Origin of the sequence: Paenibacillus sp. HJGM_3 (assembly GCF_045062745.1) — a bacterium.
Lineage (GTDB): Bacteria > Bacillota > Bacilli > Paenibacillales > NBRC-103111 > Paenibacillus_AA.
Genome location: NZ_JBJGED010000004.1, coordinates 100,925 through 124,572, shown reverse-complemented (window position 1 = coordinate 124,572; position 23,648 = coordinate 100,925). Strand labels below are relative to the sequence as shown.

The window sequence follows — 23,648 nt, the reverse complement described above, 5'->3', positions numbered from 1 at the left end:
ACTTATTCCTCCTTGGAATCAATTGGTTTGGATTGGGGATTACTAAAATTCAGCTTTTGCATGTAGTGCTCCAGATGGTCCATCGAGGAATCCATGACACCGCGATAAGTGGACAGCCATTCATCCAAAGCTTGGAAGGGCTCCATCCGGAGCTGGTAAAGCCGACGGTTGGCATCAGCGTGAACCTCGACTAGCCCGGCGTTCAACAGAACGCGCAAGTGCTTGGAGACTTGAGGCTGCCGCAGCTGCAGGCGTTCGGAAATTTCCCCTACCGGCAGGGCGCCGTCGATCAGTAGCTCTACGATGCGTAAGCGATTCGGTTCGCTTAAGGCGTTAATGGTCGAAGTGTCCATGTGATTGTCCTCGATTCTTCACCTCACTTCGGGGCGACTCTTGTACTCCTCTCTTTAAAATACTGCACCAGGAATATTCCTGTCAAGGAATATTTTAAGCCACTAGCGAACTGCCGCGGCTTCCCTTATGATGGGAGTCAGGAGTAATCTGAATAGGAATAAGGAGGCGATCCCCCTGGCTGACCTTGCCGGAGCGATGGAGATTGGAATCAGTACTTTTCTGGAAACGACGCCTGACCCCGTGACAGGCCAGATTATAAGCCATGCCGAACGGTTGCGCAATGCGGTCGAGGAGATCATCATCGCCGACCAGGCCGGGCTGGACGTCTACGGGATCGGGGAGCACCACCGCCCGGATTATGCGGGCACCGCCCCTGCGGTTGTACTCGCGGCCGCGGCGCCGGTCACCAAGCGGATCCGGCTCACGAGCGCCGTCACCGTGCTGTCCTCGGACGATCCGGTGCGCGTGTACCAATCGTTCTCGACCCTGGACGGCCTGTCGAACGGCCGCGCCGAGATTATGGCGGGCCGAGGCTCCTTCATCGAGTCGTTCCCGTTGTTCGGCTACAGCCTGGACGACTATGACGAGCTGTTCGAGGAGAAGCTGGAGCTGCTCCTCGCGATCCGCGCCTCGGAGAAGGTAAGTTGGCGCGGCGGTCACCGTCCGGCGATCCAGAACCTCGGCGTATATCCCCGTTCGGTGCAGAACCCGCTGCCCGTCTGGATCGCGAGCGGCGGGAATCCGGAATCCGCCGTGCGGGCCGGCACGCTGGGGCTGCCGATCGCCTTCGCCATCATCGGCGGCATGCCCGAACGGTTCGCTCCGCTGGTCGCGCTCTACAAGGAGGCTGCCGCCCGGGCCGGGCACGATCCCGCCAAGCTGCCTATAGCGACGCACTCGCACGGCTTCGTCGGCGAGACGACGGAGCAGGCGGCCGATCGGTTCTACCCGTCCACCGCCGCGCAGATGAACGTCATCGCCCGCGAGCGGGGCTGGCCGCCTTACAACCGCGCCACGTTCGACGCGGCGCGCAGCCTGAGGGGCGCGCTGTATGTGGGCGATCCCGAATACGTGGCGGAGAAGATTATACTGCTGCGTCAGAACCTGGGGATCACGCGGTTCTTCCTGCATGTCAATGTCGGTTCGATGCCGCATCGGGAAGTGCTGCGGGCCATCGAGCTGCTCGGCACCCGAGTCGCCCCGATCGTGCGGCGGGAGCTGGCTCGACGCTCCTGATTGAATCCGCCCGTCCGCTGTGTCACAATGGATAAGGGTACATAGCTGGGCTACTCATTCATTACGGAACAGGAGGTCCCATCCATCATGAGAACGATGAAACTGGGAACAAGCGCCTTAGAGGTGCCGGTCGTAGCGGTAGGCTGCATGCGGATTAAGTCGCTCGACAAAACCGAGGCCGATCGCTTCGTCCGGACGGCGCTGGAGGAAGGCGCGAACTTCTTCGACCATGCGGATATTTATGGGGCGGGCGCTTGCGAGGAGATCTTCGCGGATGCGATCGGGATGAATGCGACCATTCGGGAGAAGCTCATCCTGCAATCGAAGTGCGGCATTCGGAAAGGCATGTTCGACTTCTCCAAGGAACATATCCTGGAGTCGGTGGACGGCATCCTGAAGCGGCTGAGAACGGAGTATCTGGACGCTCTGCTGCTGCACCGGCCGGATACGCTGGTGGAGCCCGAGGAAGTGGCCGAGGCGTTCGATCAGCTGGAGCGCTCCGGGAAGGTGCGTCATTTCGGCGTGTCCAACCAGCATCCGATGCAGATCCAGCTGCTGAAGAAATCGGTTCAGCAGCCGATCGTGGCCAACCAGCTGCAGCTGAGCATCACGAACGCCACGATGATTTCCAGCGGATTCAACGTGAATATGGAGAACGCCGCGGCCGTGAACCGCGACGGCGGCATCCTCGATTTTTGCCGGCTGCAGGATATCACGATACAGCCTTGGTCGCCGTTCCAATACGGGTTCTTCGAAGGCGTGTTCCTCGGCAACGAGAAATTCCCGGAATTGAACCAAAAGATTGATGAGATCGCGGCGCGATATGAAGTCAGCAATACGACAATCGCGATCGCGTGGCTGTTGCGCCATCCCGCCCGCATGCAGCCGATCATCGGGACGATGAACATCGACCGGTTGAAGGACAGCTGCAAGGCGAGCGAGATTCAGCTCACGCGTGCCGAATGGTATGATATATTCCGGGCTGCCGGCAATATACTGCCTTAAGAGTGGGTACGCCAAGAACCCCCAACCGGCCTGAGCGGATCTCAGAGCCGATTGGGGGTTCTTGGCATTACGCCGCCAGCTTATCCTTCTCCCGAAGGTCCGTCACCTTCAGCTTTCGGACGAACAGCGCGAGCGGGAACGCCACCGCCGCGATCGCGGTAGCGATCAGATACACATCATTGACGCTCATTGTGAACGCCATCATGCCGATATGCTGCTGGTTCGTATCCCCGGCCATCGCCATCTCCTGCGCATGCTGCGCCGAGCGAGACGCGAGCAGCGTCGTGAAGATCGCGATCGCGAACGAGCCGAAGACGTTGCGCAGCCAGTTCGAGATCGACGAGGCGTGCCCGGTCAGATGACGAGGGATGCGCTCCATGGCGGCGTTGCTCGCCGGCATCATGACCATGGCGATCCCGAGGTTGCGCACGATCATCCACCAGACGATGTAGCTGTGCGGCACGTCGAGGCTGAGCCAGCTGAGCATAAGGGTCCCGAGGGCGAGCAGCGGGATCCCGATCGCCATCAGCACTCGCGGGCCGATCGATCCGTACAGCTTGCCGATGACCGGCATGATGAGCGCCATCACGAGGGAAGCCGGCAGCATGATGAGCCCGGTATCCATGGCCGACACCTGCTGAATACGCTGCAGGAACAGCGGCGTGAGCAAAGTGCCGGAGTACAGGCTGACCGTCAGAATGACGGTGATCAACAAGTTCAGGGTATGGCGTCCATAGGCGAACACTCTGAGATTCAGAAGCGGCGTCTCGGTCGTCAGCTCCCGCCAGATGAACGCGATCAGCATCGCCCCGCCGAAGACGAAGAGGGAGATGATGCCGGCCGATCCCCAGCCCCAGTTATGCCCTTGGCCGAGGGCAAGGAGCAGGGAGCTGCTGCTAAGAATAACGGTAAGGAGTCCGAAGCCGTCGAATTTCTTCGGCACGCTAAGCCGGTAATACGGAATGCACATCACAACGAGGACGATAGCGACAATCCCGATCGGGAGATTCATGAGGAAGAGCCACTGCCACGCAAAGTTCTGCAGCAGCCAGCCGGCGAGTGTCGGGCCGATCGCGGGCGCCATCATCGCGGCGAGCGACCAAAGCGCGATCGCCATCGCCTGCCGCTCCCGGGGAATGACCTGATAAATAACCGCCATCGACGCCGGGACGATGAGTCCGCTGAACGTCCCCTGCAGCGTTCGGAACGCGATCAGGGAATATTCGTTCCAGGCCACCGCACAGAGGAACGAGGCGAGCGTGAAACCGATCAGAGCGCCCGTGAACAGCCACTTGTAGCTGAATCGCTCCCCCAGGTAGCCGACGATCGGAGCGAACGTCCCCATCGCCAGCATGAAGCCCGTCATCGTCCATTGGATCGTGCTCAGACTCGTCTCGAAATGATCCTGCAAGATCGGCAGGGCGATCGTAATCGTGCTCGATGCCAGTACGCATAAGAACGAACCGACGAAGATGGCGATCATGATCGGCCAGAACCGGATCCTCGGTTGTTGCTCTTCTTGATCCATATAGATGCCTCTCTCTCCACTCCATTTGCTTATATGTATAGAATTACATATAATTTGAACCAACTCATTATACGCCCGTCCGGGTGATCTGTCAAAACTGACATATGGAGTCAAATTGCGATGAATACATTGGCCTACGGCCTGCTGAGCCTGCTCTCGCGCTCGGCGGATTCCGGGTACGACCTCATGTTGAAGATCAAGCCGTTCTGGCCGGCGAAGCACAGCCAGATCTATCCGCTGCTCGCCCAGCTCGAGAGCGACGGCCTCGTGCAGCACGTCCTGGTCGTGCAGACGGACAAGCCGGATAAGAAGGTGTACTCCTTGACCGACAAAGGCAAGGAGGCCCTTCGCGCCTGGCTAGGGGTGCCGGCCGACGATCCGGTGACGCGGGATGAGCTGACGCTCAAGCTGTATTGCATGGAGCAGGGCGATCCCGCAGATATCCGCCTCCTGCTCGAGCAGCGCGTGGCTTATTGCAACGAACGGCTGAAGTGGCTGCAAGCCAAAATCGAGGCCTATAAGAGCCCGCCGAACGCCTCGCCGCTCCCGGTCGTCCTTCTTATTCAGAAGGCACGCTTCTACTACCAATCCGATCTGGAGTGGGCGGAATGGGCGCTGCAGCAATTGCCAGAGCACGGAGAAGAGCCGCAACCCGACTGACGGCGGATTCCGGCTCATGAGCGCACAACGAAAAAAGCCGCCTCCACGGGCAGCAGGTTCGGTCGTATATTCAGATCGGTCGTACGGCCGGCGACTCCACTCGCCCTTGCCTTAGCCGCTGACTGTAAGCTTCCAGGGCCGAAAAGGGGATCCGGTAGCAGGTGAGGCTGCCCTCTTGCAGGGCGGACGCTCCCGGCAACGCTAGGAACTTCGAGAACAATCTCCGGTACTCCACCTCGCCAGTCGATGCCCAGAATTGGACTTGCTCGACTCCGGGCTCCTCTTCCTTCATGAGGGTTACAACCGCGTGCAGGCTGAGAGCGAACAACGGGGTTCGCCGGTAGACGGGGAGCAGATACGCTACCTCGACCTGGCAGATGTGCCGATCCTCGTAGTTGTTCGCCCCGGTTCCGCAGACGAAACCGGCGGCGCCGATCACCTCGAAGGACTCTTCCTCGAAGATGAGCAGCCCCTGCCCGAACAGGAGCGGGCTGCTGAGGAAACTAAGCTTGATCGCAAACGGATAAGGCAAGTTCAATTCCTGCTGATGTTCGATCAGAAAGTTGGCATAAGCCTCGTGATCCATTTCCATTCTGCATGGCCGATACAGAAATGACATTATTTCGTTGCGAGTTGGGTACGCAAGGAGTCGTTCAACGTCACAATTCTGCCGAAACCGCTGCCTTTTTTAATTTCATTCCTTGGAGGTATTAATGCCATAGCCCCTTCCCCCTTTCGTCCGATTTTCCTTACTCTTACATTATAAACGATCAAATTTTTTTAAGATAGCCACAATTTGGTTAATATTTTCACAAAACACCGTCATTTCACCGTACGGAGTGTCTTCCTTATAGCTAGGTTGAACGAACTTCCCATACAATCGGCACACCCGGAGATTGTCCGACATCGCTTTCAATCGAAGCTCCGTCGCTTCCGGATGCGCTTCCCGGACCCACCCTACAATATGCTGGAGGCTCTGGAGGAACAGGGTCGTCCCCCGATAAGCGGGGTCCAGGATAACGTAATCGATAAAGACCACGTGCCGGTCGGCGAATTGTTTCTCTGGGGTTCCATGATAATAGGCCCCGGCAACCACGACGCGGCCTTCTTCCGTCATCGCATAGTGCAAATACCCTTGCGTCATGTTGGTATACAGCTGTTCTAACATGTCCAGGGTCGTGAAGGCGGGATTAAAGTCGCTCTTATGCTTCAGCATGAATAAACTGATCTTCGCCAGTTCTTCATCGGCCGTGGCTCGTTGAAACGGAACCTTCATTGTGCGACCTCCTTCCCTTATCCAGTCGAGGGTTACATACGCTGTTCCAGAGAACGCTCTAAGAGCTGGTTAATTTGCGGATATTCCACGGTCAGCTGATGGAAGGCTTCCCGCCTCATGGCCAGCAGCACCGAAGGCCCTACGGCCTTCACAGTTGCCGTCCGTGGGATGCCCCGTAACAGTGCGATTTCGCCGAAGTGGTCGCCGTCCTCCAGCAGGGCGACCCGCTTCAAGCCCTCTCCCCCGGTGCGCCTCAGGATCTCGAACTGACCGCGCACGATGATGTAGAACTTGTGGCCTTCTTCTCCCTCGCGTACGATGACGTCGCCCTCTTGGCACACTTCCGTGGTGAACAACTCGGCGATCCCCTGCAGCAGTGGGAGCTCGATTCCTTCGAAGAACGGAAGCCGGGCCAGGCGCTCCCCTTCCACGCTCGCATGCAGCCCGTCGGAGGACAGCTGGAACCCATGCTGCTTCATCCACAGCCGGGCATAGAGGCCCTCCCGCTGCAGCAGCTCCGGATGGGTGCCGGATTCGACGATGCGGCCCTCTTGGAAGACGTAGATCTGATCGGCGCTTACCACCGAAGCCAGCCGGTGGGTGACTGAGAGGATCGTGGCGTGTGAACGGAGCTGCAGGATCAGCGCATTGATGTCCGCCTCCGTCACCGGGTCGAGCGCCGATGTCACCTCGTCGAGCAGTAGCAGCTTCGGCTGCCGGAGCAGCGCGCGGGCAATGGCGAGGCGCTGGCGCTCCCCGCCGGACAACGAGCCGCCCTCCGCATGCACCCACGTGTCATAGCCTTCCGGCCATTGGGCGATGACATCGTGAATTTTCGCCTGCTTCGCCGCCGCGATCATCTCCGCCTCGGTGACGTCGGTCCGGCCGAGAAGCAGATTGTCCCGAATCGAGGCGTTGAAGAGGAACGTCTCCTGGCTTACCATCGTAGCCACGCTGCGCAGCGAGGCTTCGCTGACGGAGCTGAGGGCATGACCGCCAATCGTGATGGTCCCTTGCCGGGGCTCATAAAACCGATACAGAAGCTGAAGCGCCGTACTTTTGCCGGAGCCGCTCGTCCCGACGAACGCGACATAGGTGCCTGCGGCAATCCGGACGCTCACCTCAGTCAGCTGATTCGCGGCCTCGGTATACCCGAAGGTGACCCGCTCCATCTGCACAGTGGGCGGAACGGCCCGCAGCTCACTCGGGTGATCCGGCTCCGGAGCTGGCGCCTGCTCCAGCAGCTCGCCTACGCGCCGGAAGCTTACGCCGGACTCGATCAGATTCGGGATCAGATACCCCATGTTGGAGCTCGACTGCCCTATGCTGATGAACAGCGTTAAGAACGCCATGAAGCCGCCCACGGTCAGCTCGTCGTGGAAGATCAAGTACCCGCCAAAGCCCATCATGATGCCGTTCAGCAGCAGCAAGGCCGTTAGCGGCAGTCTCGTCAGCAAGGCGTTGGTGACATGCAGCTTCAGGCCGAAGGCGAACATCTCCTGAATCTGCCTCCGCGCCCGCTCCCTGAACTGCGGCTGCTGATGCAGGCCCTTGATCGTCGCATGCCCTTTGGCCATCTCAGCGATCGTGTTGGAGAACCGCTCCTGGGCTCCCCTATAGCCCCGGTTGGCCGATTCCGCCCGGCCCTGTAACAACCGGGGGCCCACGTAAATCAGCGAGGAACCGACCACCATGGCGAGCGTCAGCTTCCATTCGATGGTGAACAGCATGCCGAGCCCGAGCAGGATGACGAACGTTTCCCTCAGGAAGAACGGCGTTGTGCTGCGGATTGTTCCCTCCATGGAAGCCATGTCGGAGTCGAACCGGGTGACCAGATCCCCTACCTGATAGCGTCGGAAGAAGGAGAAGGGCATTCGCTGCACATGCTGGAACAGCTCCATCCTCAGCTTCCGGATGATTTCGCCGCTGAGTCGGCCGGTCGCGTAGTCGCCGCTGGCGTTGGCCGCGATATTCAGGATTCCGCCGACGAGCAGGATTCCCATGATCAGGACGAACACCCGAAAGTCCTTGGGCGTTAAAGCGTTATCCACCATATATTGCAGGCTCACGGGTGTCGCCACCGCATAAGCCACTTCGATCAAGATGCTAAGAACGACAAGGGCGAGCAGGCCCTTATGAGGGGAAAAATGGCGCAACATAGCTCGTATGAACTGCAATGAGATCCCGCCTTCCAATACCCCTAGATTACCTCAGTTTCCTTGGACTGTAAAACAAAAACGACGGCCCGGCGAGGTTAAGTACTACCTCGCGGTACCGTCGCTGACTACTATCCGTAGCGTAATCGGTTTCCTACTGCTAACCGTGCAATTAATCGTGGAAATCCAGGCCCGAGCGAACTTCCTTCACGTAGCCGGCGCGAATGCAGAAGTCGCCGAAGTGTTCGCCATCGTTCCGTTCCTTCGCATAGCGGTTCAGGATCGGGCGCAGCTCGTTCAGGATATCGGCCTCGCCGATGTTCTCGCGATACAGCTTATTGAGCCGCTGGCCGGCGAACCCGCCGCCCAGGTACATGTTGTACTTGCCCGGCGCCTTGCCGATGAACGAGACTTCCGCCAGCATCGGGCGGGCGCAGCCGTTCGGGCACCCGGTCATCCGGATGACGATCTCTTCTTCGCGCAGGCCGGCTTCGTCCAGGATCCCTTCCAGCTTGTCGATCAGCGTAGGCAAGTACCGCTCCGACTCGGCCATCGCCAGGCCGCACGTCGGCAGGGCGACGCAAGCGAGCGAATTTCTCCGCAGCCCGGATTGGTTCGAGCCGTCCATCAGCCCGTACGTTTCGATCAGCTGCTCGATCTTTTTCTTCTTCTGGCTGGTGACGTTCCCGATGATGAGGTTCTGGTTCGGCGTGAGGCGGAAATCGCCCGTATGAACCTTCGCGATCTCGCGCAAGCCGGTCAAGAGCGGGTAGCCCTTCTCGTCCTTCACGCGTCCGTTCTGGATGAACATCGTGAAGTGCCACTTGTTGTTGCTGCCCTTCACCCAGCCATACCGGTCGCCATTGTGCTCGAACGTATACGCGCGGGCTTCTTGCAGCTTCCAGCCGATCCGCTGCTGCAGCTCGTCGATGAACCACTCGATGCCGCGATCGTCGATCGTATATTTGAACCGCGCGTGCTTCCGCACCGCCCGGTCGCCGTAATCCCGCTGGATGGTGACGGTCTTCTCCGCGACTTCCAGGAGCTGCTCCGGCACGATGAATCCGATCGTACGCGCAACCTGCGGATACGTCTTCGGATCGCCGTGCGACATGCCCATGCCGCCGCCAACTACAACATTGAAGCCCAAGAGGCGACCGTTCTCGTGAATCGCGATGAAGCCGAGATCCTGGGAGAACACGTCGACTTCGTTGGCCGGAGGGACGGCGATGCCTATCTTGAACTTGCGCGGGAGGTAGACCGGGCCGTAGATCGGCTCTTGCTCTACTCCGTCGCGGCTGTCGACGACCTTTTCTTCGTCCAGCCAAATTTCATGATACGCACGGGTCTGCGGCTCGAGGTAGGTGCTCAGCTTTTGCGCCCACTCGTACACCTGCTCGTGTACTTCCGATTGGTACGGATTCGGGTTGCACATGACGTTGCGGTTCACGTCGCCGCACGCCGCCAGCGTCGTCAGCAGCTCGTCGTTCACCTGCTGGATGACGGACTTCATGTTCCACTTGATCACGCCGTGCAGCTGGAACGATTGCCGCGTCGTCAGCCGAATCGTGCCGTTGGCATACTTCTGTGAGATGCGATCCATCATCAGCCATTGCTCCGGCGTGACGATGCCGCCCGGCGCCCGTACCCGCACCATGAATTGGTAAGCGGGCTCGAGCTTCTGCTTGTTCCGCTCGTTCCGGACATCCCGGTCATCCTGCATGTAGCTGCCGTGGAACTTCATCAAGCGGTTGTCGTCCTCGGAGATCGAACCCGTAATCTGGTCCTGGAGCGATTCCGAGAGCGTGCCCCGCAAATAATCGCTTCTGCGCTTGATCGCCTCTACGTCGCTATGCGGCGCGCTGTTCGGCGACACTAAGTTGTTGTCTGACATGCTTTTGGCCTCCTTGCTATCTTAGCCCTCCGGATTAAGAAACCCCACAAAGTGACGTCGGCCCCTCGAAGTTTATTCCGATTACTTTGCGGGGACCCCGGATTTATAAATTCTAATTTCTAGTAAACGTCCCGTTGATAGCGCTTCTCCTGCTGCATCTTCGTCATGTACTCGGCCGCTTCCTCTTCGCTTAGGCCGCCTTCCTGCCGCAGAATCGTGAGAAGCGCCGCATGAACGTCATGCGCCATCTTCTTCTCATCCCCGCAGACGTAGACGACCGCGCCCTCCTGCAGCCATTGGTACAAGTCCTTGCTCTTCTCCAGCATCCGATGCTGGACGTAGATCTTCCGGTCCGTATCGCGCGAGAAGGCGACGTCCATACGCGTCAGTACGCCGTCCTTCAGCCAGCGCTGCCAGTCGATCTGGTACAGGAAGTCCGAGGCGAAATGCTGATCGCCGTAGAACAGCCACGACTTGCCCTCAGCCCCCGTCTCCTCCCGCTCGCCTAGGAATGCTCGGAACGGAGCCACACCCGTGCCCGGGCCGATCATGATGATCGGCGTGTCCGGATTCGCCGGCAGCTTGAAGTTCGGATTCTCCTGCACGAAGACCGGCAATGGCTCGCCGGCCTTCAGCCGCTCCGATACGAACGTCGAGCAGACGCCGTACCGGACACGGCCGTACGATTCGTAATGCACCTTGCGAATCGTCAGGTGCACCTCGCCCGGGTACGCCTTCGGGCTGCTCGCGATCGAGTAGAGGCGAGCCGGCAGCTTCCGCAGAATCGCGACGAACAGTTGCGCCGATACGCCCACGAGATCATAATCCTGGACCAGATCAAGCAGATCCCGTCCCTTGAGGTACTCCCGCAGCTCTTGCTCCCGTCCTGGCGCGAGCAGCTCGCCTAGTCCGCTGTGCGGAGCGAGCTCCGCCGCCTGCTCGAGCAGCGGCTTCGTCAGCACGGTGATCTCGTAATGGCTCGTCAGCGCTTCCTTCAGCGGCACCTCTTCGGTGCTCTTAGGGAGCGGTACCCGCTCATCCGGGTTCCATTCCATCGCCGCGATCAGCTCCTCGACGAGGCGAGGATGATTCTGGGGATAGATCCCCAGGCTGTCGCCCGCCTCGTACTGGAGATTGGAGTCCTCCAGGGAGATCTCCAGATGGCGCGTCTCGCGGTCCGATCCGCGTCCGTTCAGGTTCAGATTCTCCAGCACGACCGCTTGCAGCGGATTCGACCGCGAATACTCGGATGCCGCGCCCGCCGAAGTCGGGGAGACGCTAACGGCTGCAGCAGCGCTAACCGAGCCGCCGGCCGTTGCCTGGCCGAGGGACTCGACGACGCTCGCGATCCACTTGCCGGCCAGCTCGTCGAAGTCCACGTCGCAGTCGACGCGCGGAGCGATGCGCTTGGCACCCAGCTCCTCCAAGCGCTGATCGAAGTCCTTGCCGGTCTTGCAGAAGAATTCGTACGACGTATCGCCCAAGGACAGGACGGAGAACGACATCCCCTCCAATTGGGGTGCCCGCTTGCTATGCAGGAACTCGTAGAAGGAGATCGCATTGTCCGGCGGATCGCCTTCGCCATGCGTGCTGACGACCACGAACAAGTTCTGAACCTTCTTGAGCGTATTCGTTTTGAAATCGATCATCGAAGAAACCGTCACTTGGAAGCCTTGCTCCTGCAGCTGACCGGACAGCTTCTTCGCCAGCTTTTGGCTGTTGCCGGTCTGCGAGCCGAAGAGCACCGTCACCTCGCGGGAAACCGCCGGCGCGCCGGCAACCGGTACCGCTTGCGGAGCCGGGGCCCCCGCTGCCGATCCTGCACTATGGAGAGCGGCCAAATACCCGCTCAACCAGATTTTCTGTCCTTCCGTCAGCGTAGGCAACAAGCGGTTAAGCAAATCCACTTGGTCTTGCTGAAACGGACTGTTCGTTACTTGAAGCATGAACCTAACACACCTCGCTCGATTAGCTTAGAAGAAATTCCGATAATTCTGATTACAATTAGCGACATTGATTCCTTAAAGGTACCATGCCTGGCCGTGAGTCACAATACAAATGATTTTATAGCATTTATAAGTTGCGGTGATAAATTGAACTGCTTTTTTCGACATTTCCTGATCTTGGATAGAAAACGAAAAAAAGCACCCAAACTGGGTGCCTCATTCGATATTACGCCGCTTGCTTCTGCTCTTCCTTAGGCGCCTGGACGCGCTTGATGAAGAACCCGAGGACGAGCGCCACCAGGCCAACGAAGAACCCGACCAGGAACGCATCATGCAGCCCCGCGACGAGACCGCCGGCCTCGGTCGGATTCGGCGTCGTGGCCATGTAATCCTTCGTCCCGGCGGACATGATGCTGATGAACAACGCTGTGCCGATCGCGCCGGCGACCTGCTGCAGCGTGTTCAGGATCGCCGTGCCGTGCGGATACAGATGACGCGGCAGCTCGTTCAGCCCCGTCGTTTGCGCCGGCATCATCACGAGCGAGATCCCGATGAGCAAGATGATATGGAGCGTCACGACATAGCCGGCGGAGGTGTCGACGGTGATGCCGGTGAACAGCCACACGGCAAGCAGAACGAGAATTAGCCCTGGGATGACGAGCACCCGTGGGCCGAATTTGTCGAACAGCTTGCCGGAGATCGGCGCCATGATTCCGTTGATGATCCCGCCCGGCATCAGCGTCAAGCCCGCCTTGAACGCAGTCATCATTAGCGCGGTTTGCAGGAAGAGCGGCAGCAGGATCATCGTGGAGAACAGCGTCATCATGAGCACGAGCATCATGATCGTCACCAGCGTGAACATCGGGTACTTGAACGCGCGCAGATCCAGGATCGGCTCCTTCACTGTAAGCAGGCGCACGACGAAGAGCACCAGGGAGATGCTGCCGACCACGATCGTCCAGACGACCTCGGGTGCCGACCATGAGCCTTCGCCCGCTTTGGAGAACCCATAGACGATGCCGCCGAACGCGATGCTGGAGAGGATGATCGCCAGAATGTCCACCTTCGGCTTCGTAATATCCGAGACATTGCGCAAATACGTCGCGGCGAAAATGACCGAGAACGCCGCGAGCGGAATGACGAGATAAAACAACCAGCGCCAATCGAGCTGGTCGATGATCAAACCGGCGAGCGTCGGCCCGATGGCAGGACCGAACATGATGACGAGCCCGATCATCCCCATCGCGCCCCCGCGCTTCTCAGGCGGGAAAATGACGAGAATCGTGTTCATCATAACCGGCAGCATGAGCCCGGTTCCGAGCGCTTGCACGACCCGCCCGGTGAGCAGCACGCTGAAGACCGGAGCTACTCCGCAAATAATCGTCCCGATTAGGAACAAGATCATAGCCGATAAAAACATTTGTCTAGTGGTGAACCATTGCTGCAGCAAGGCGGTCACCGGCACGAGAATCCCGATCACGAGCATATAGGCCGTGGAGAGCCATTGAATCGTCGCGGGCAAGACGCCGAATTCCTGCATCAAATCCGGGAACGCGATGTTGAGCAGCGTCTCGTTCAAGATCGCCACGAACGCGCCGATCACGAGCGCCGCTACGATCGGCCCCCTTTTGATCCCACTTAAATCTTTGGATGCACTTGCATCCGACGAAACGTTCACTCCAGCTCCTCCTTTATCTATGGGAAAGGTTTCCTTTCCCCTCATCCTTACATAATACCATTCCTCGCTTGCCCGAACAAATGCGGGAGCAGGGATGCTCCACCGTTTCCCAGCGCGGCTCATCTGGTATAATGACACAAGAACCTTTCCCTCGCGGAGTCGGAGGAATCCTTATGTTTCGCATCCTAATCGTGGAAGATGACAAGAAAATTAGGCAAATCGTAGCCGATACGCTGCGGAAGTGGCAATACGAGGTCATCGAGGTGACCGAATTCGAGCATGTGCTGAACGACTTTACCCGAACCCAGCCGCACCTGGTGCTGCTCGACGTTAATTTGCCGCTGTTCGACGGCTACTACTGGTGCAATCAGATCCGGTCGGTCTCGAAGGTGCCGATCATCTTCCTCTCGTCCCGAAATCAGAATATGGACGTCATCATGGCGATCAATATGGGCGCAGACGATTACGTGCAGAAGCCGTTCGATCTGGGCGTGCTCGTCGCCAAAGTGAGCGCGCTGCTGCGCCGCAACTACACGTACCAGGACGAGAGCCTGCAGCTCACCCACGGCCAGCTCGTGTTTCACTTGTCCAATTCGACCGTCCAGGTTGGCGGGCAGACCGCCGAGCTGTCCCGGAATGAATTCATCATCCTTCAGACCTTGATGCGAAATGCAGGGAAGATCGTCTCCCGGGACGACCTGATGCAGGTACTGTGGAACGACGAGCAGTTCGTCGACGACAACACGCTGACCGTGAACGTGAACCGGCTGCGGCGCAAAATCGCTCAATTGGGGTTGGACGAGTTCATCGGCACGCGCAAAGGAATGGGGTACATCATCGAATGAACGTTTGGCGATTCCTTCAGTACGAGCGTCCCTACCTGCTCCTCTATACCGTGGCCTTTCTGCTCACGATCGCCGTGTTCGCGACCGATCCGCTCCTTCCGTGGCGCTGGCCGACGTTCTTCTATGTGCTGGCTTTGGTCGTGCTCTGGCTGGCGGCCTTCCTGCTCCACCGGTATATCCGGACGCTGCAAGCGATCCGCAGCTTGCGCGAGGAAGACTCCGAGCCGCTGTCGCTGGAGGCCGAGGCGTACCGGGACGCCCTGGAGCAGCAGGAGAGGGAGCATATCCGCGCCCTGAACGAGGTGCAGGCGAAGCAGCGGGAACACTATGACTTCATCGTTTCGTGGTTTCACGAGGTCAAGATCCCGATCGCCGTGCTGCGTCTCATGCAGCAGACCGAGGTCGATCCGAAGAGCCTGGAGGAGGAGCTGTCGCGCATCGAGCATTACGTGGACCAGGCGCTCTATTATGCCAAGCTCGACAGCTTCCATCAGGATTACGAGATCGTGAACGTCGATTTGGCGCTGCTCGCGAAGGACGTGGTCAAGGCCCATTCCAAGACGTTCATCTCCAAAAAAATCCGCATGCAGTTGGACGTACAGTCCATGACGGTGCAGAGCGATGCCAAATGGCTCCACTTCATTCTCAACCAGCTGGTCACGAACAGCTTGAAGTACACCGACGATCATGGGGAGATCTCGATCTCCACACGCATCACCCAGCAGGAACGGCAGCTGGTCCTGCGCGACAACGGCATCGGCGTGGAGCCGAAGGACTTGCCCCGGATCTTCAATCGGGGCTTCACAGGCTCGAACGGGCGCACGCACATGAAGTCCACGGGGATGGGCTTGTACTTGGCTCAAGAGCTGTCCAAAAAGCTCGGCCACTATATCACTTGCGAATCGGAAGTCGGCCGCTATACGGAATTCGTCGTGCATTTTCCGAGGATTCACGACCCCTATCTCCACACGCTGCAAAGAAACGACCAAACGCCTTGACCCGAGTTTCAGCCTCGGCTGCGTTTGGTCGTTTCCCCTTTATTAACTCTGATTCGCGATCTTATAATACAGATTCGTGGAAGAGGCGTAGAGCACCAGGTAGATCAGGAAGTAAACGCCCACGATGCCCAGAACCAACCCCGGGAGCTCCGGGAAATCCTTCACCGAATCAAGAATGAAATATTTGATGATGAACCAGCTGTGCAGCACGCCCAGCACGAGCGGCGGCAGGAAGACGAAGAGCAACTGCTTGCGGATGACGCTCTTCATCTGACGGGCCTCGACGCCCATCTTGCGCAGGATCGCGTATTGCATCCGCTCGTCCGTCGCTTCGCGCAGCTGCTTGAAGTAGATCACGCTTGCGAGGGCGAAGATCGCGATCAGGGCGAGGAACCCCGCCGAGAACAACATCAGCGACGAGCCTTCGATCTGCTTGGAGTACACGTCGGCGAAGGAGGAATAGTACGCGTCCGGCTTCGCAGTGACGATCGCATGCACTTGCTTCGACAGCTCCTCCGCCTTCTTCGCGTTCTCGATCCCATAGATCTCGAACGATTCCTTAGGAGCACGCCCCTGCAAGCTTTGGTACAGCTCGTCAGAGACGACCAGCACCGCCAGCTTCTTGATCATGGATGTCTCCGGATCCGAGCCCCACCCAAGATAGGCGTAGTCCTTCTTCTCGACTAGCTGCAACGTCGTCTCCCGGTCCGACTTGACGGTGAACGCAGGCTGCGTCCCCGGGGCGAATTCGCTCGGGAAGTCCGAGCCTTGCGCCAGTGCTACCGCTTCGGACCCGGACAGCTTCACGCGCTCGTCGTCGCCCCTCAGCGCGATCAGTTCGTTGTAAGTTTGCTGTGACACCAGCAGGACTCCCGGGTAGTAGTACTCCGGATTGTCGAATGCCTGCTCCCGGTCCGACACGGCGTCCACCTTCAACAATTCATGCGTCAGGTGAAATTTTGCAGGGTGCTCCGACTTTCGGATCAAGTCGTCAATTTGACTGTTCGTGGCGGCGGATTGCGTTTGAAACGCAATATCGTTCGGCAAATTCCGGCCCACCGCTTCGAACTGCACCTTGTAGTTGATCGTCATGAAGCACATCAGCATCAGGATCGCCGCGCTGAACAGCGAGATGAACGTCAGGTTCAGGGTGTTCCCTCGGACCTGGAACCGCAGGGATGCGGTCCAGAGCACCGTATTGCCTTCGTGATACTTCCTCCGCCGGCTGATCGTCTGAAGCAGCCACCCGGCGAACTGGCGGAAAAACAAGTACGTGCCGCCGATAATGCCGACCGTGACCCCGATCATGGCCCACATCGTGTAATCCTTCCATACGGCGGATCCCAAACCGGACATGATCAGCCCGAACGCCAGCACCAGCAGGAGCAGAGAGAGAATCGCCATGAGCGCGGATACGCGAACGGGCTTCTCCGTCTTTTGTTTCGCGTGGAACAGCTCCGTCAGCTGCACCCGGTTCACCATCACATAGCTTTGGGCGCTGATAATGAGCGCGAGCAAGAGGAACACACCGGCGGTCGATGCGATCGCTTCGATCGGGAACGTAAGCGAGATGACCTGTTCGTACTGCATCAGTCTCATGAGCGCCATACCGAACAGCTTGGACAGCAGGCCTCCGAGCAACACCCCCGTCGCCAGTGCGATCGCACTGATGATCAGTGTCTCATACAACACCATCCGCGTGACCTGGCGTTCGTTCAGGCCGTACAACAAGTACATGCCGAACTCTTTTTTGCGCTGCCGCATGAAGAACGAATTGGCGTAGAGGATGAAGAAAATGATGAACAAATACACGACGACCGATGCGATGGCGACACCTGTCTGGAAATTTTGGCGATTCTGCAGGGCGTTCATGATGTCTTCGTTGTACATGAGCGACGAGAACGTGAACTGAATGATGACGCCGATGATCATCGAGACCAGATAGATCGTATACAAGCGGAAATTCCGCTTCACATTCCGGATGGTGAGGTCTAACAGGCTCATCGCAGCTTGCCCCCCATCAAGCTCTGGGTCTCCAGAATCCGGTCATAGAACACCTTCTGGCCCATCTCGCCGGCATAGATCTCGTTCACGATCCCTCCGTCGCGCAGGAAGATGACCCGCTTGCAATAGCTCGCCGCATACGTATCGTGCGTCACCATCAGGATCGTCGTGCCGAACGTCTCATTCAAGCCGACGAGCTGCTCCAACAGCTGCGTGGCGGAACGCGAGTCCAGCGCGCCCGTCGGTTCGTCGGCGAACACGATCGCCGGCTCCGTGATGATCGCCCGGGCCGAGGCGACCCGCTGCTTCTGCCCGCCCGAGATCTCGCTCGGGTACTTCGCCAGAATCCCTTCGATGCCCAGAGCCTGCAGGATCGGCTGCAGCCGGCGCTCCATCTCGTCCGCCTTGAAGCCCCGTAGCGAGAGGGGCAAGAGGATGTTCTCCTTGACCGTCAGCGTATCGAGCAAGTTGTAGTCTTGGAAAATAAAGCCGACCCGCTCCTGGCGAAATTGCCGCAGCGCGCTTTTCTTCAGGTCGAGCAGCGCCTTCCCCTCCAGCCACACTTCGCCTCCGGAGAGTTTGTCGATCGTGGACAGCACGTTCATCAGCGTCGATTTGCCCGAGCCCGAGGGGCCCATGATGGCCGTGAATTCCCCCGGCTGGACCGTCAGATCGATATTTTTCAGGACCGCCGTCGCGCCATATTGTTTGGATAAGTTTTTCGTTTGAATCACCGGTTGTATCGCTTGCATCGTTGCTCCCTCCCTCTTACCGGAACGGACGCAAATGATAGGCGTCTGTTCTGGTGTATACCCTTACTATAGACACTTCCAGCCTTTCCAACCATCGATATACCGCGACTCGAAGTGACGTTTTTGTCACATACGGCGAATAAAAAAACGACGAGCCGGGTCTTCAGGACCGCGCTCATCGCTTCTGGGGTTTACTTGAAAAACGCTTTGTCTACGTTGTACTTGGCCTTGCCTTTATTCAGGATGTAGGTTTCGTAGATGTCCCGCTCCACCGGATCCTCGTTGATATACACCTCGATCTTGGTCACTTCGTTCCGATGCTCCTTGATGTCAGAGACGGTGTCCTCGAAATGCTTTTTGATCCGCGGCCGCAGCTTCCTCGCCTTCCCTACGAACAGCAGCTCGTCCTTCTCGTTGTAAAAAGCGAAAAATCCGCCTTTGTCCCGGGGAATCAGATGAAAGTCCGTAAATCCATAAATATGGCTCATCTGCGGGGCCTCTTGCTTCGTAATCGTCACATCCGGCGACGGAATCGTAATCTGGATCACACGCGTTCACTTCCTCTGTCCATATAGGACTCCATCCTATCACAATTGGCCGGAGAAAACCATCGGGCTTGCTACTCCCCATCCCCGATCTCTCGGATCGCTCCCTCGACCCGATTCCACCGCCATCGAGGCCGATGTCCTTGCAGATGCACCCCGCCATACCACTCGTCGATGCCTTGCTTCCCGATCCAGTCCTCTTGTCCGTTCAACACCCGTTTCCCGAGCTCTGTAAGGCTTACAGTGCAGTCGCGAAGGGATGCAGGCGGTTCGTTGTAAGCCGGAAAAGCGGACACACCCTGGACCTCGAGCAACGGATGGGAGCCATGAGACATTTTCCTGAGAATGTGCCAATACTCCAGGTCCCCCATGCCCAATACCGAGAGCTGATCCCCTACCTGCTCGAACAATTCGAACGGGGTTCCGGCCCCTTCCTGGATCCTCTCCAGCGTAGTCTGCTCCACGAGACCAAGCCCATTCGTTGTCGAAGGAAACCTCGCCAGATGAGCCCGGAATGCTTCCTGTGCGAACGGGAGAGGAGACGTATCTTGATGAAGCAAGCGCTCCAGCCCTCTCGGATCCTCGGAGGCGTAGGCTTGCCACAGCGCGCGGCCCAGCTCCAGCTCCGGGGCTCCGATCGGCCTCCACGTGCCGGACAAAGGCTTCAACTGGCCGACGGTGAGTTGGCCCAGCCCCCGGAACCGCTCGATGCCCGGATAGTCGCCGATGCTCAAAAGGCTCAGCTTCGTAGCAGCTGGCGGCTGACCGGCGAACCAATGGAGCAAGCGGCTCAGCATCGTCTGGTCGAACAGATCGTGCTCGAACCATAACACGACCTCCTCATACTGCCGAAACCCCTCCAAAACCTTCTCCTGGGCTGCGCTTATCCGGATAAAGTCCTCGCTCGGGACGCCTATCGTTAGTTCCAAATATTGCGCCCGTGCCGCACGATTCTCCTGCGCCTCTGGCGATACGAATGCGGGCCCGTGCGGGTACACCTCTCTCCAGACCAAAATCTCGCCCTGCACGATGCCTTGCCGCAGCTTCTCCGCGACCGAATCTCCGTTCACGATATGCAGCATGCTTCGTCCTCCTTCATACAGATTGTGGAATACGGACGCCAAGTCGGCTACGGGCAACGCGCCCTTCAGCTTGAGGCGGGCATCGAAGAGCCGTTTCTTCAGCGCCGGCACCGAAACGCCGAGGAACCGGGACATCTCTTGCAGCGAGTAACCTTGGAAATAAAACAACTGAACCGCGATCCGCATATTAGCCGTTAGCGCTGCGATCGAGTCATGAATCGCTTGCTCCGCTTCCCGCCGCTCGAAGGCCTCCGCCACGCCCGGCGCTGCTTCAGCCGTTCGCTCAGCTTCGTCATACGGGATGGCGAGCACCCGTCGGCGGCGCAGGATCCGATAGCATTGCCGCGCCACGATCGCCTTGAACCAACCCGGGAAAGCCGCTGGAGCCCGCAGTTGAGGCAAATGCAGGAACGCTTCCGTGAACGCTTCCTGGACGGCATCCTCGGTCAGCTGCACATCGCGCAGCTTTTCGTACGCCACAGCCTTCGCCATCGCCGAATAATGCGTGACGATCTTTTCGAATGCCTGCCGGTCTCCTTGCCTCGCCTGTTCGATATACGCCTCCATGCGCTGCCGCTCCTTTCTACCGTATTATACAGAAGTGCCGCGGCTAGGCTCAAAGGTTACCCCGCAAAGCAAATACGAGTGTGAAGACCACGGATGGGCCCCTCACACTCGTAAACGTGAATGTACAATTAAACCTCGCCCCAGAACACTTGAGTCTCGTAGTCGAACGAGATCTCACCGTTCTGCTGGCTGCGGTCGAATAAACTTCGCAGCTCGCTCATCATAGGCTCGTAATTCGGATCTCCGGGTATGGGGGAGTAGGAGGACGACAGCAACCGCCCGCTTAGCCCTTCGAAATCAAACCATTGCTGGTTCGGGAACCGGGCTTCTTGGATCCGGCCCGCCCGGAAGAAGGAGGCCAAGCTCTCTTCGGTGATGTTCGTATGCTTCACTTCTTGGTAATCGGTGCCGTACTTGTGCAACAGCCGGTCGTAGTCCTCCCGGAACGGAGTGCCTTCCGTCAGGCGGGTATTCCATATCAAGGCGACCTTGCCGCCAGGCTTCAGAATACGCCGGAATTCCGCTTGCGTCGCCTCACGATCGAACCAGTGGAACGCTTGGGCACAGACGATAAAATCGACGGAGCCGTCAGGCAATCCGGTCGCTTCGGCCGACCCTGCGACGGTGCGAAAACCGCCCTCGCCACCGAGGTTCTTCTCTGCGGCTTCCCGCATTTCCTTGTTCGGTTCCACCGCCGTCACTCGACTCCCCCGCTCCAGCAGCAGCTTGGAGAAAATGCCGGTACCGGCTCCGACATCCGCCACTTCGCAACCCGGGGACAACCCCACGGTGTTGTAGAGATGGTCGATCGCGGCCACAGGATAGCTCGGGCGGTACTTCTCATACAACTCGACCCGGTTCGAGAAACGTTCTTTGCTGTTCATTAGAACCACTCTCCCGCTTGTCATTTGTTTCATACAATGAAACTTGGTTGCATCCACTGATTTTATTGTATGACAAGTTGGAGGTCGTAGCCAGTCTTTTTTTCAGTTATTTAGCCTTTCCCGAAACCCGGGCGTCCAACCACCCGCACAAGATTGTAAATAAGAGCATAAAGACGATGAAACTCATGGCGCTACCTCCTTAAAATAAACCGGTTACGTCGGTAATCAACGCGAACCCGAGTACGCCTCCGAGCACGATGGACGACGCGATCGCCGTCTTCCTCCTTGCGGCCCCCGCCCTCCGAAGCGCAGACCCGGCGTACATCCCGAAGCCGATCACAAGAAGCAGAAGCTCGATGGTGACGGACAACCCCTCGAATCTCCAAGCGCCCAGACCCAGCAGGGGCAGATTGCCCCAGTTCGCAGGGAAGACCGGCATGTCAGCGCGATGCACGACAAGATCCAGGATCCAGTGGCTGAAGACAACGCCTGCCATGATGAAGCTCGCCCTCTTCCCCCATAGCTTCTTTGCCAGCAGTCCGGCCAATAAAGCGAGAATCAGAGCCCCTAGTAAAGAATGGGTATAGTCCGCATGAATAATCGCCTTCCCATATCCGACTCCATGCTGATCATCAATGGTCTCCACGCCTGACACAAAGAGAGGAACGAACACGACGTCCAACAACTGCGTACCCAGCATAAGCGCCCACAGCGGCACCTCCGGTGCCTTCGCTCTTATTCCCGCCGCCAATCCGAAATGGCCTGCAAACATAAGCTTTCCACACTCCTCATCAATATTAACCATTGGTTACTAACCGTTGGTTATATTGTAACCGGCGGTTATATTGTTGTCAATAATAATCATAAATAAGAAAAGCTTCTGATCGAAGCCTTTCGAGGATGTACATTCGTGCTTTAGCGGTAGCTTTTCTTGCAACACCAGAATTCATGAGCTTTGCGAGCTGTAGTTCGATTTCACCGAATTGCTCGAGGGCAGCTTGGCTCCTATCGAGTTCTAATTCCATTTGTCCGAATTGGAGCGGCTTATTGGAGCCCTAACCCCGTCAGAATGCGCTCTAAATAGGCAAAATCGAACTGCATCCCCATAAACGCTTCGGACCGCGTCTCCAAGTGGTCTAAATCGAATTACGCGAAGCTTCCCCCGGATCGCAAGTTTAATAGCGCTGCTGGTACTTTCCCCAACAATTGCAGTTTACCGGACGTATACACCGGCAGGATGCTTGTCACAATGATTCATTTGCCTTGGTGGATATGCCGTTCCGCTTGTCTCAGGATCACATATAGTACTGACAGGCTAAGTTTATTCATCCTCGAACAAGGGAGCCCTATCATGTCATCCAACAGAAGAAACCCTGTGCATCGTCTCGGAGTGTCGGTTATTACTTGCACGAATCGTCACCCTTTTATACGAAACTTGTTTGACAATTACATTAGGCAGCGTCATTCGAAGAAAGAATTGATTGTCATTGTGAACGATAATAAAATCCCGCTTGCCCCTTACCAACGACTAGCTCGAAAGATCGGAAACATAAAAATTTTTCGTATTCCGGAGCATATTTCATTGGGCGTTTGCTTGAATCTTGCCGTTCGGAAAGCCAAGTTCAGTTATATCGCCAAATTCGACGACGACGATTATTACGCTCCTTATTATTTGACCGACAGCCTGCAGGCGTTAATCCGGACCAAGGCCGACATCGTGGGAAAACGAGCCCATTATATGTACTTGCGCGGCTCCAAAACGCTTCTCCTGCGTTTTGCCCAGGATGAGAATCGACCTGTCACTATACTTCCGGGCGCCACGCTGGTCTTCAAACGGAACGTCTTCGATAAAGTCCAATTCCCGAATCGAAGCGTCGGAGAAGACGATCTCTTCTGCGAAAGAAGCAAGAAAAAGGGATACAAGGTGTACTCTGCGGGCAAATATAACTTTATCGCCATCCGCCGGAAAAATTCGGCCAACCATACATGGATCATCAGCGATAAAGAACTGATCGCCCACAATAAGACCGTGCCCAATGTGCATAATTACAAAAAGTTCGTGCAAAGAAAGCCTAAGGACGTTCTAACATGAAGAGCGCGCCCTACACTTCCTATGCCCCGCAGGCGGTCGATCTTGCCGCCGGGAAGGCTTCCGGATTTACGCGGGCAGCCCGTACAACTTCGTCGCCATGCGCAAGCCGAACTCGAAGAATCATACATGGATCGTAAGCGACAAAC

20 protein-coding genes are annotated in these 23,648 nt (G+C 57.6%); 6 read left to right on the top strand and 14 right to left on the bottom strand.

Going from position 1 to position 23,648, the window contains the following annotated elements; genetic code table 11:
• Window positions 1–2: 2 nt before the first annotated feature.
• Window positions 3–353, bottom strand: coding sequence for an ArsR/SmtB family transcription factor (locus tag ACI5FR_RS06250; protein ID WP_405451780.1), 351 nt, complete (start codon window positions 351–353; stop codon window positions 3–5).
• 196 nt (window positions 354–549) lie between these two features.
• Here ACI5FR_RS06250 and ACI5FR_RS06245 point away from each other — a divergent pair, with 196 nt between their 5' ends.
• Together ACI5FR_RS06245 and ACI5FR_RS06240 are read left to right on the top strand one after the other, a co-directional pair.
• Complete coding sequence (locus ACI5FR_RS06245) at window positions 550–1,590, top strand: LLM class flavin-dependent oxidoreductase (RefSeq protein ID WP_405451777.1); 1,041 nt, start codon at window positions 550–552, stop codon at window positions 1,588–1,590.
• A gap of 87 nt (window positions 1,591–1,677) precedes the next feature.
• Complete coding sequence (locus ACI5FR_RS06240) at window positions 1,678–2,595, top strand: aldo/keto reductase (RefSeq protein ID WP_405451774.1); 918 nt, start codon at window positions 1,678–1,680, stop codon at window positions 2,593–2,595.
• Between the two features lie 67 nt (window positions 2,596–2,662).
• On the opposite strand, the gene ACI5FR_RS06235 is transcribed toward ACI5FR_RS06240, so the two are convergent.
• The gene (locus ACI5FR_RS06235) at window positions 2,663–4,123 is read right to left on the bottom strand and encodes a DHA2 family efflux MFS transporter permease subunit (RefSeq protein WP_405451772.1); all 1,461 of its coding nucleotides are present in this window, start codon (window positions 4,121–4,123) and stop codon (window positions 2,663–2,665) included.
• A gap of 120 nt (window positions 4,124–4,243) precedes the next feature.
• On the opposite strand from ACI5FR_RS06235, the gene ACI5FR_RS06230 reads away from it, so the two are divergent.
• Entirely contained in the window at window positions 4,244–4,783 is a 540-nt protein-coding gene (locus ACI5FR_RS06230; protein ID WP_405451769.1) for a PadR family transcriptional regulator, read from the top strand.
• A gap of 70 nt (window positions 4,784–4,853) precedes the next feature.
• Here the strand turns inward: ACI5FR_RS06230 and ACI5FR_RS06225 are convergent, their stop codons facing one another.
• The 6 genes from ACI5FR_RS06225 to ACI5FR_RS06200 all read right to left on the bottom strand — a co-directional run bounded on the left by ACI5FR_RS06225 (window position 4,854) and on the right by ACI5FR_RS06200 (window position 13,688).
• Window positions 4,854–5,369: a hypothetical protein gene (locus tag ACI5FR_RS06225; protein WP_405451766.1), complete on the bottom strand. Its 516-nt coding sequence runs from the start codon at window positions 5,367–5,369 to the stop codon at window positions 4,854–4,856.
• Window positions 5,370–5,543: 174 nt separating this feature from the next.
• Window positions 5,544–6,059 carry a GNAT family N-acetyltransferase gene (locus ACI5FR_RS06220; protein WP_405451764.1) on the bottom strand — a complete coding sequence of 172 codons (516 nt, stop codon included), beginning with the start codon at window positions 6,057–6,059 and terminating at the stop codon, window positions 5,544–5,546.
• 32 nt (window positions 6,060–6,091) lie between these two features.
• Window positions 6,092–8,236 carry an ABC transporter transmembrane domain-containing protein gene (locus tag ACI5FR_RS06215; RefSeq protein ID WP_405451762.1) on the bottom strand — a complete coding sequence of 715 codons (2,145 nt, stop codon included), beginning with the start codon at window positions 8,234–8,236 and terminating at the stop codon, window positions 6,092–6,094.
• A 151-nt stretch (window positions 8,237–8,387) separates the two neighbouring features.
• Window positions 8,388–10,109 (bottom strand): assimilatory sulfite reductase (NADPH) hemoprotein subunit, encoded by a 1,722-nt coding sequence (gene cysI, locus ACI5FR_RS06210; protein ID WP_405451759.1) that lies wholly within the window; start codon window positions 10,107–10,109, stop codon window positions 8,388–8,390.
• A gap of 119 nt (window positions 10,110–10,228) precedes the next feature.
• Window positions 10,229–12,055, bottom strand: a complete 1,827-nt coding sequence (locus ACI5FR_RS06205; protein ID WP_405451756.1) for an assimilatory sulfite reductase (NADPH) flavoprotein subunit — start codon at window positions 12,053–12,055, stop codon at window positions 10,229–10,231.
• Window positions 12,056–12,281: 226 nt separating this feature from the next.
• Complete coding sequence (locus ACI5FR_RS06200; RefSeq protein ID WP_405452229.1) at window positions 12,282–13,688, bottom strand: DHA2 family efflux MFS transporter permease subunit; 1,407 nt, start codon at window positions 13,686–13,688, stop codon at window positions 12,282–12,284.
• A gap of 218 nt (window positions 13,689–13,906) precedes the next feature.
• On the opposite strand from ACI5FR_RS06200, the gene ACI5FR_RS06195 reads away from it, so the two are divergent.
• Window positions 13,907–14,578 carry a response regulator transcription factor gene (locus ACI5FR_RS06195; protein WP_405451754.1) on the top strand — a complete coding sequence of 224 codons (672 nt, stop codon included), beginning with the start codon at window positions 13,907–13,909 and terminating at the stop codon, window positions 14,576–14,578.
• Window positions 14,575–15,576, top strand: coding sequence for a sensor histidine kinase (locus ACI5FR_RS06190; protein WP_405451752.1), 1,002 nt, complete (start codon window positions 14,575–14,577; stop codon window positions 15,574–15,576). Before ACI5FR_RS06195 ends, ACI5FR_RS06190 begins: the two co-directional genes overlap by 4 nt.
• A 42-nt stretch (window positions 15,577–15,618) precedes the next feature.
• On the opposite strand, the gene ACI5FR_RS06185 is transcribed toward ACI5FR_RS06190, so the two are convergent.
• The 6 genes from ACI5FR_RS06185 to ACI5FR_RS06160 form a co-directional block, all read right to left on the bottom strand.
• Window positions 15,619–17,580 (bottom strand): ABC transporter permease, encoded by a 1,962-nt coding sequence (locus ACI5FR_RS06185; RefSeq protein ID WP_405451749.1) that lies wholly within the window; start codon window positions 17,578–17,580, stop codon window positions 15,619–15,621.
• Complete coding sequence (locus ACI5FR_RS06180) at window positions 17,577–18,323, bottom strand: ABC transporter ATP-binding protein (protein WP_405452227.1); 747 nt, start codon at window positions 18,321–18,323, stop codon at window positions 17,577–17,579. The genes ACI5FR_RS06185 and ACI5FR_RS06180 overlap by 4 nt, the downstream gene beginning before the upstream one ends.
• 200 nt (window positions 18,324–18,523) lie before the next feature.
• The gene (locus ACI5FR_RS06175) at window positions 18,524–18,880 is read right to left on the bottom strand and encodes a nucleotide excision repair endonuclease (protein ID WP_405451746.1); all 357 of its coding nucleotides are present in this window, start codon (window positions 18,878–18,880) and stop codon (window positions 18,524–18,526) included.
• 71 nt (window positions 18,881–18,951) lie between these two features.
• Window positions 18,952–20,526: a sigma-70 family RNA polymerase sigma factor gene (locus ACI5FR_RS06170; RefSeq protein ID WP_405451745.1), complete on the bottom strand. Its 1,575-nt coding sequence runs from the start codon at window positions 20,524–20,526 to the stop codon at window positions 18,952–18,954.
• A gap of 128 nt (window positions 20,527–20,654) precedes the next feature.
• The gene (locus ACI5FR_RS06165; RefSeq protein WP_405451742.1) at window positions 20,655–21,410 is read right to left on the bottom strand and encodes a class I SAM-dependent methyltransferase; all 756 of its coding nucleotides are present in this window, start codon (window positions 21,408–21,410) and stop codon (window positions 20,655–20,657) included.
• A 199-nt stretch (window positions 21,411–21,609) separates the two neighbouring features.
• The gene (locus ACI5FR_RS06160; protein ID WP_405451741.1) at window positions 21,610–22,182 is read right to left on the bottom strand and encodes a permease; all 573 of its coding nucleotides are present in this window, start codon (window positions 22,180–22,182) and stop codon (window positions 21,610–21,612) included.
• A 579-nt stretch (window positions 22,183–22,761) separates the two neighbouring features.
• On the opposite strand from ACI5FR_RS06160, the gene ACI5FR_RS06155 reads away from it, so the two are divergent.
• On the top strand, window positions 22,762–23,502 hold the full coding sequence (locus tag ACI5FR_RS06155) for a glycosyltransferase family 2 protein (protein ID WP_405452224.1): 741 nt from the start codon (window positions 22,762–22,764) through the stop codon (window positions 23,500–23,502).
• Window positions 23,503–23,648 lie beyond the last annotated feature (146 nt).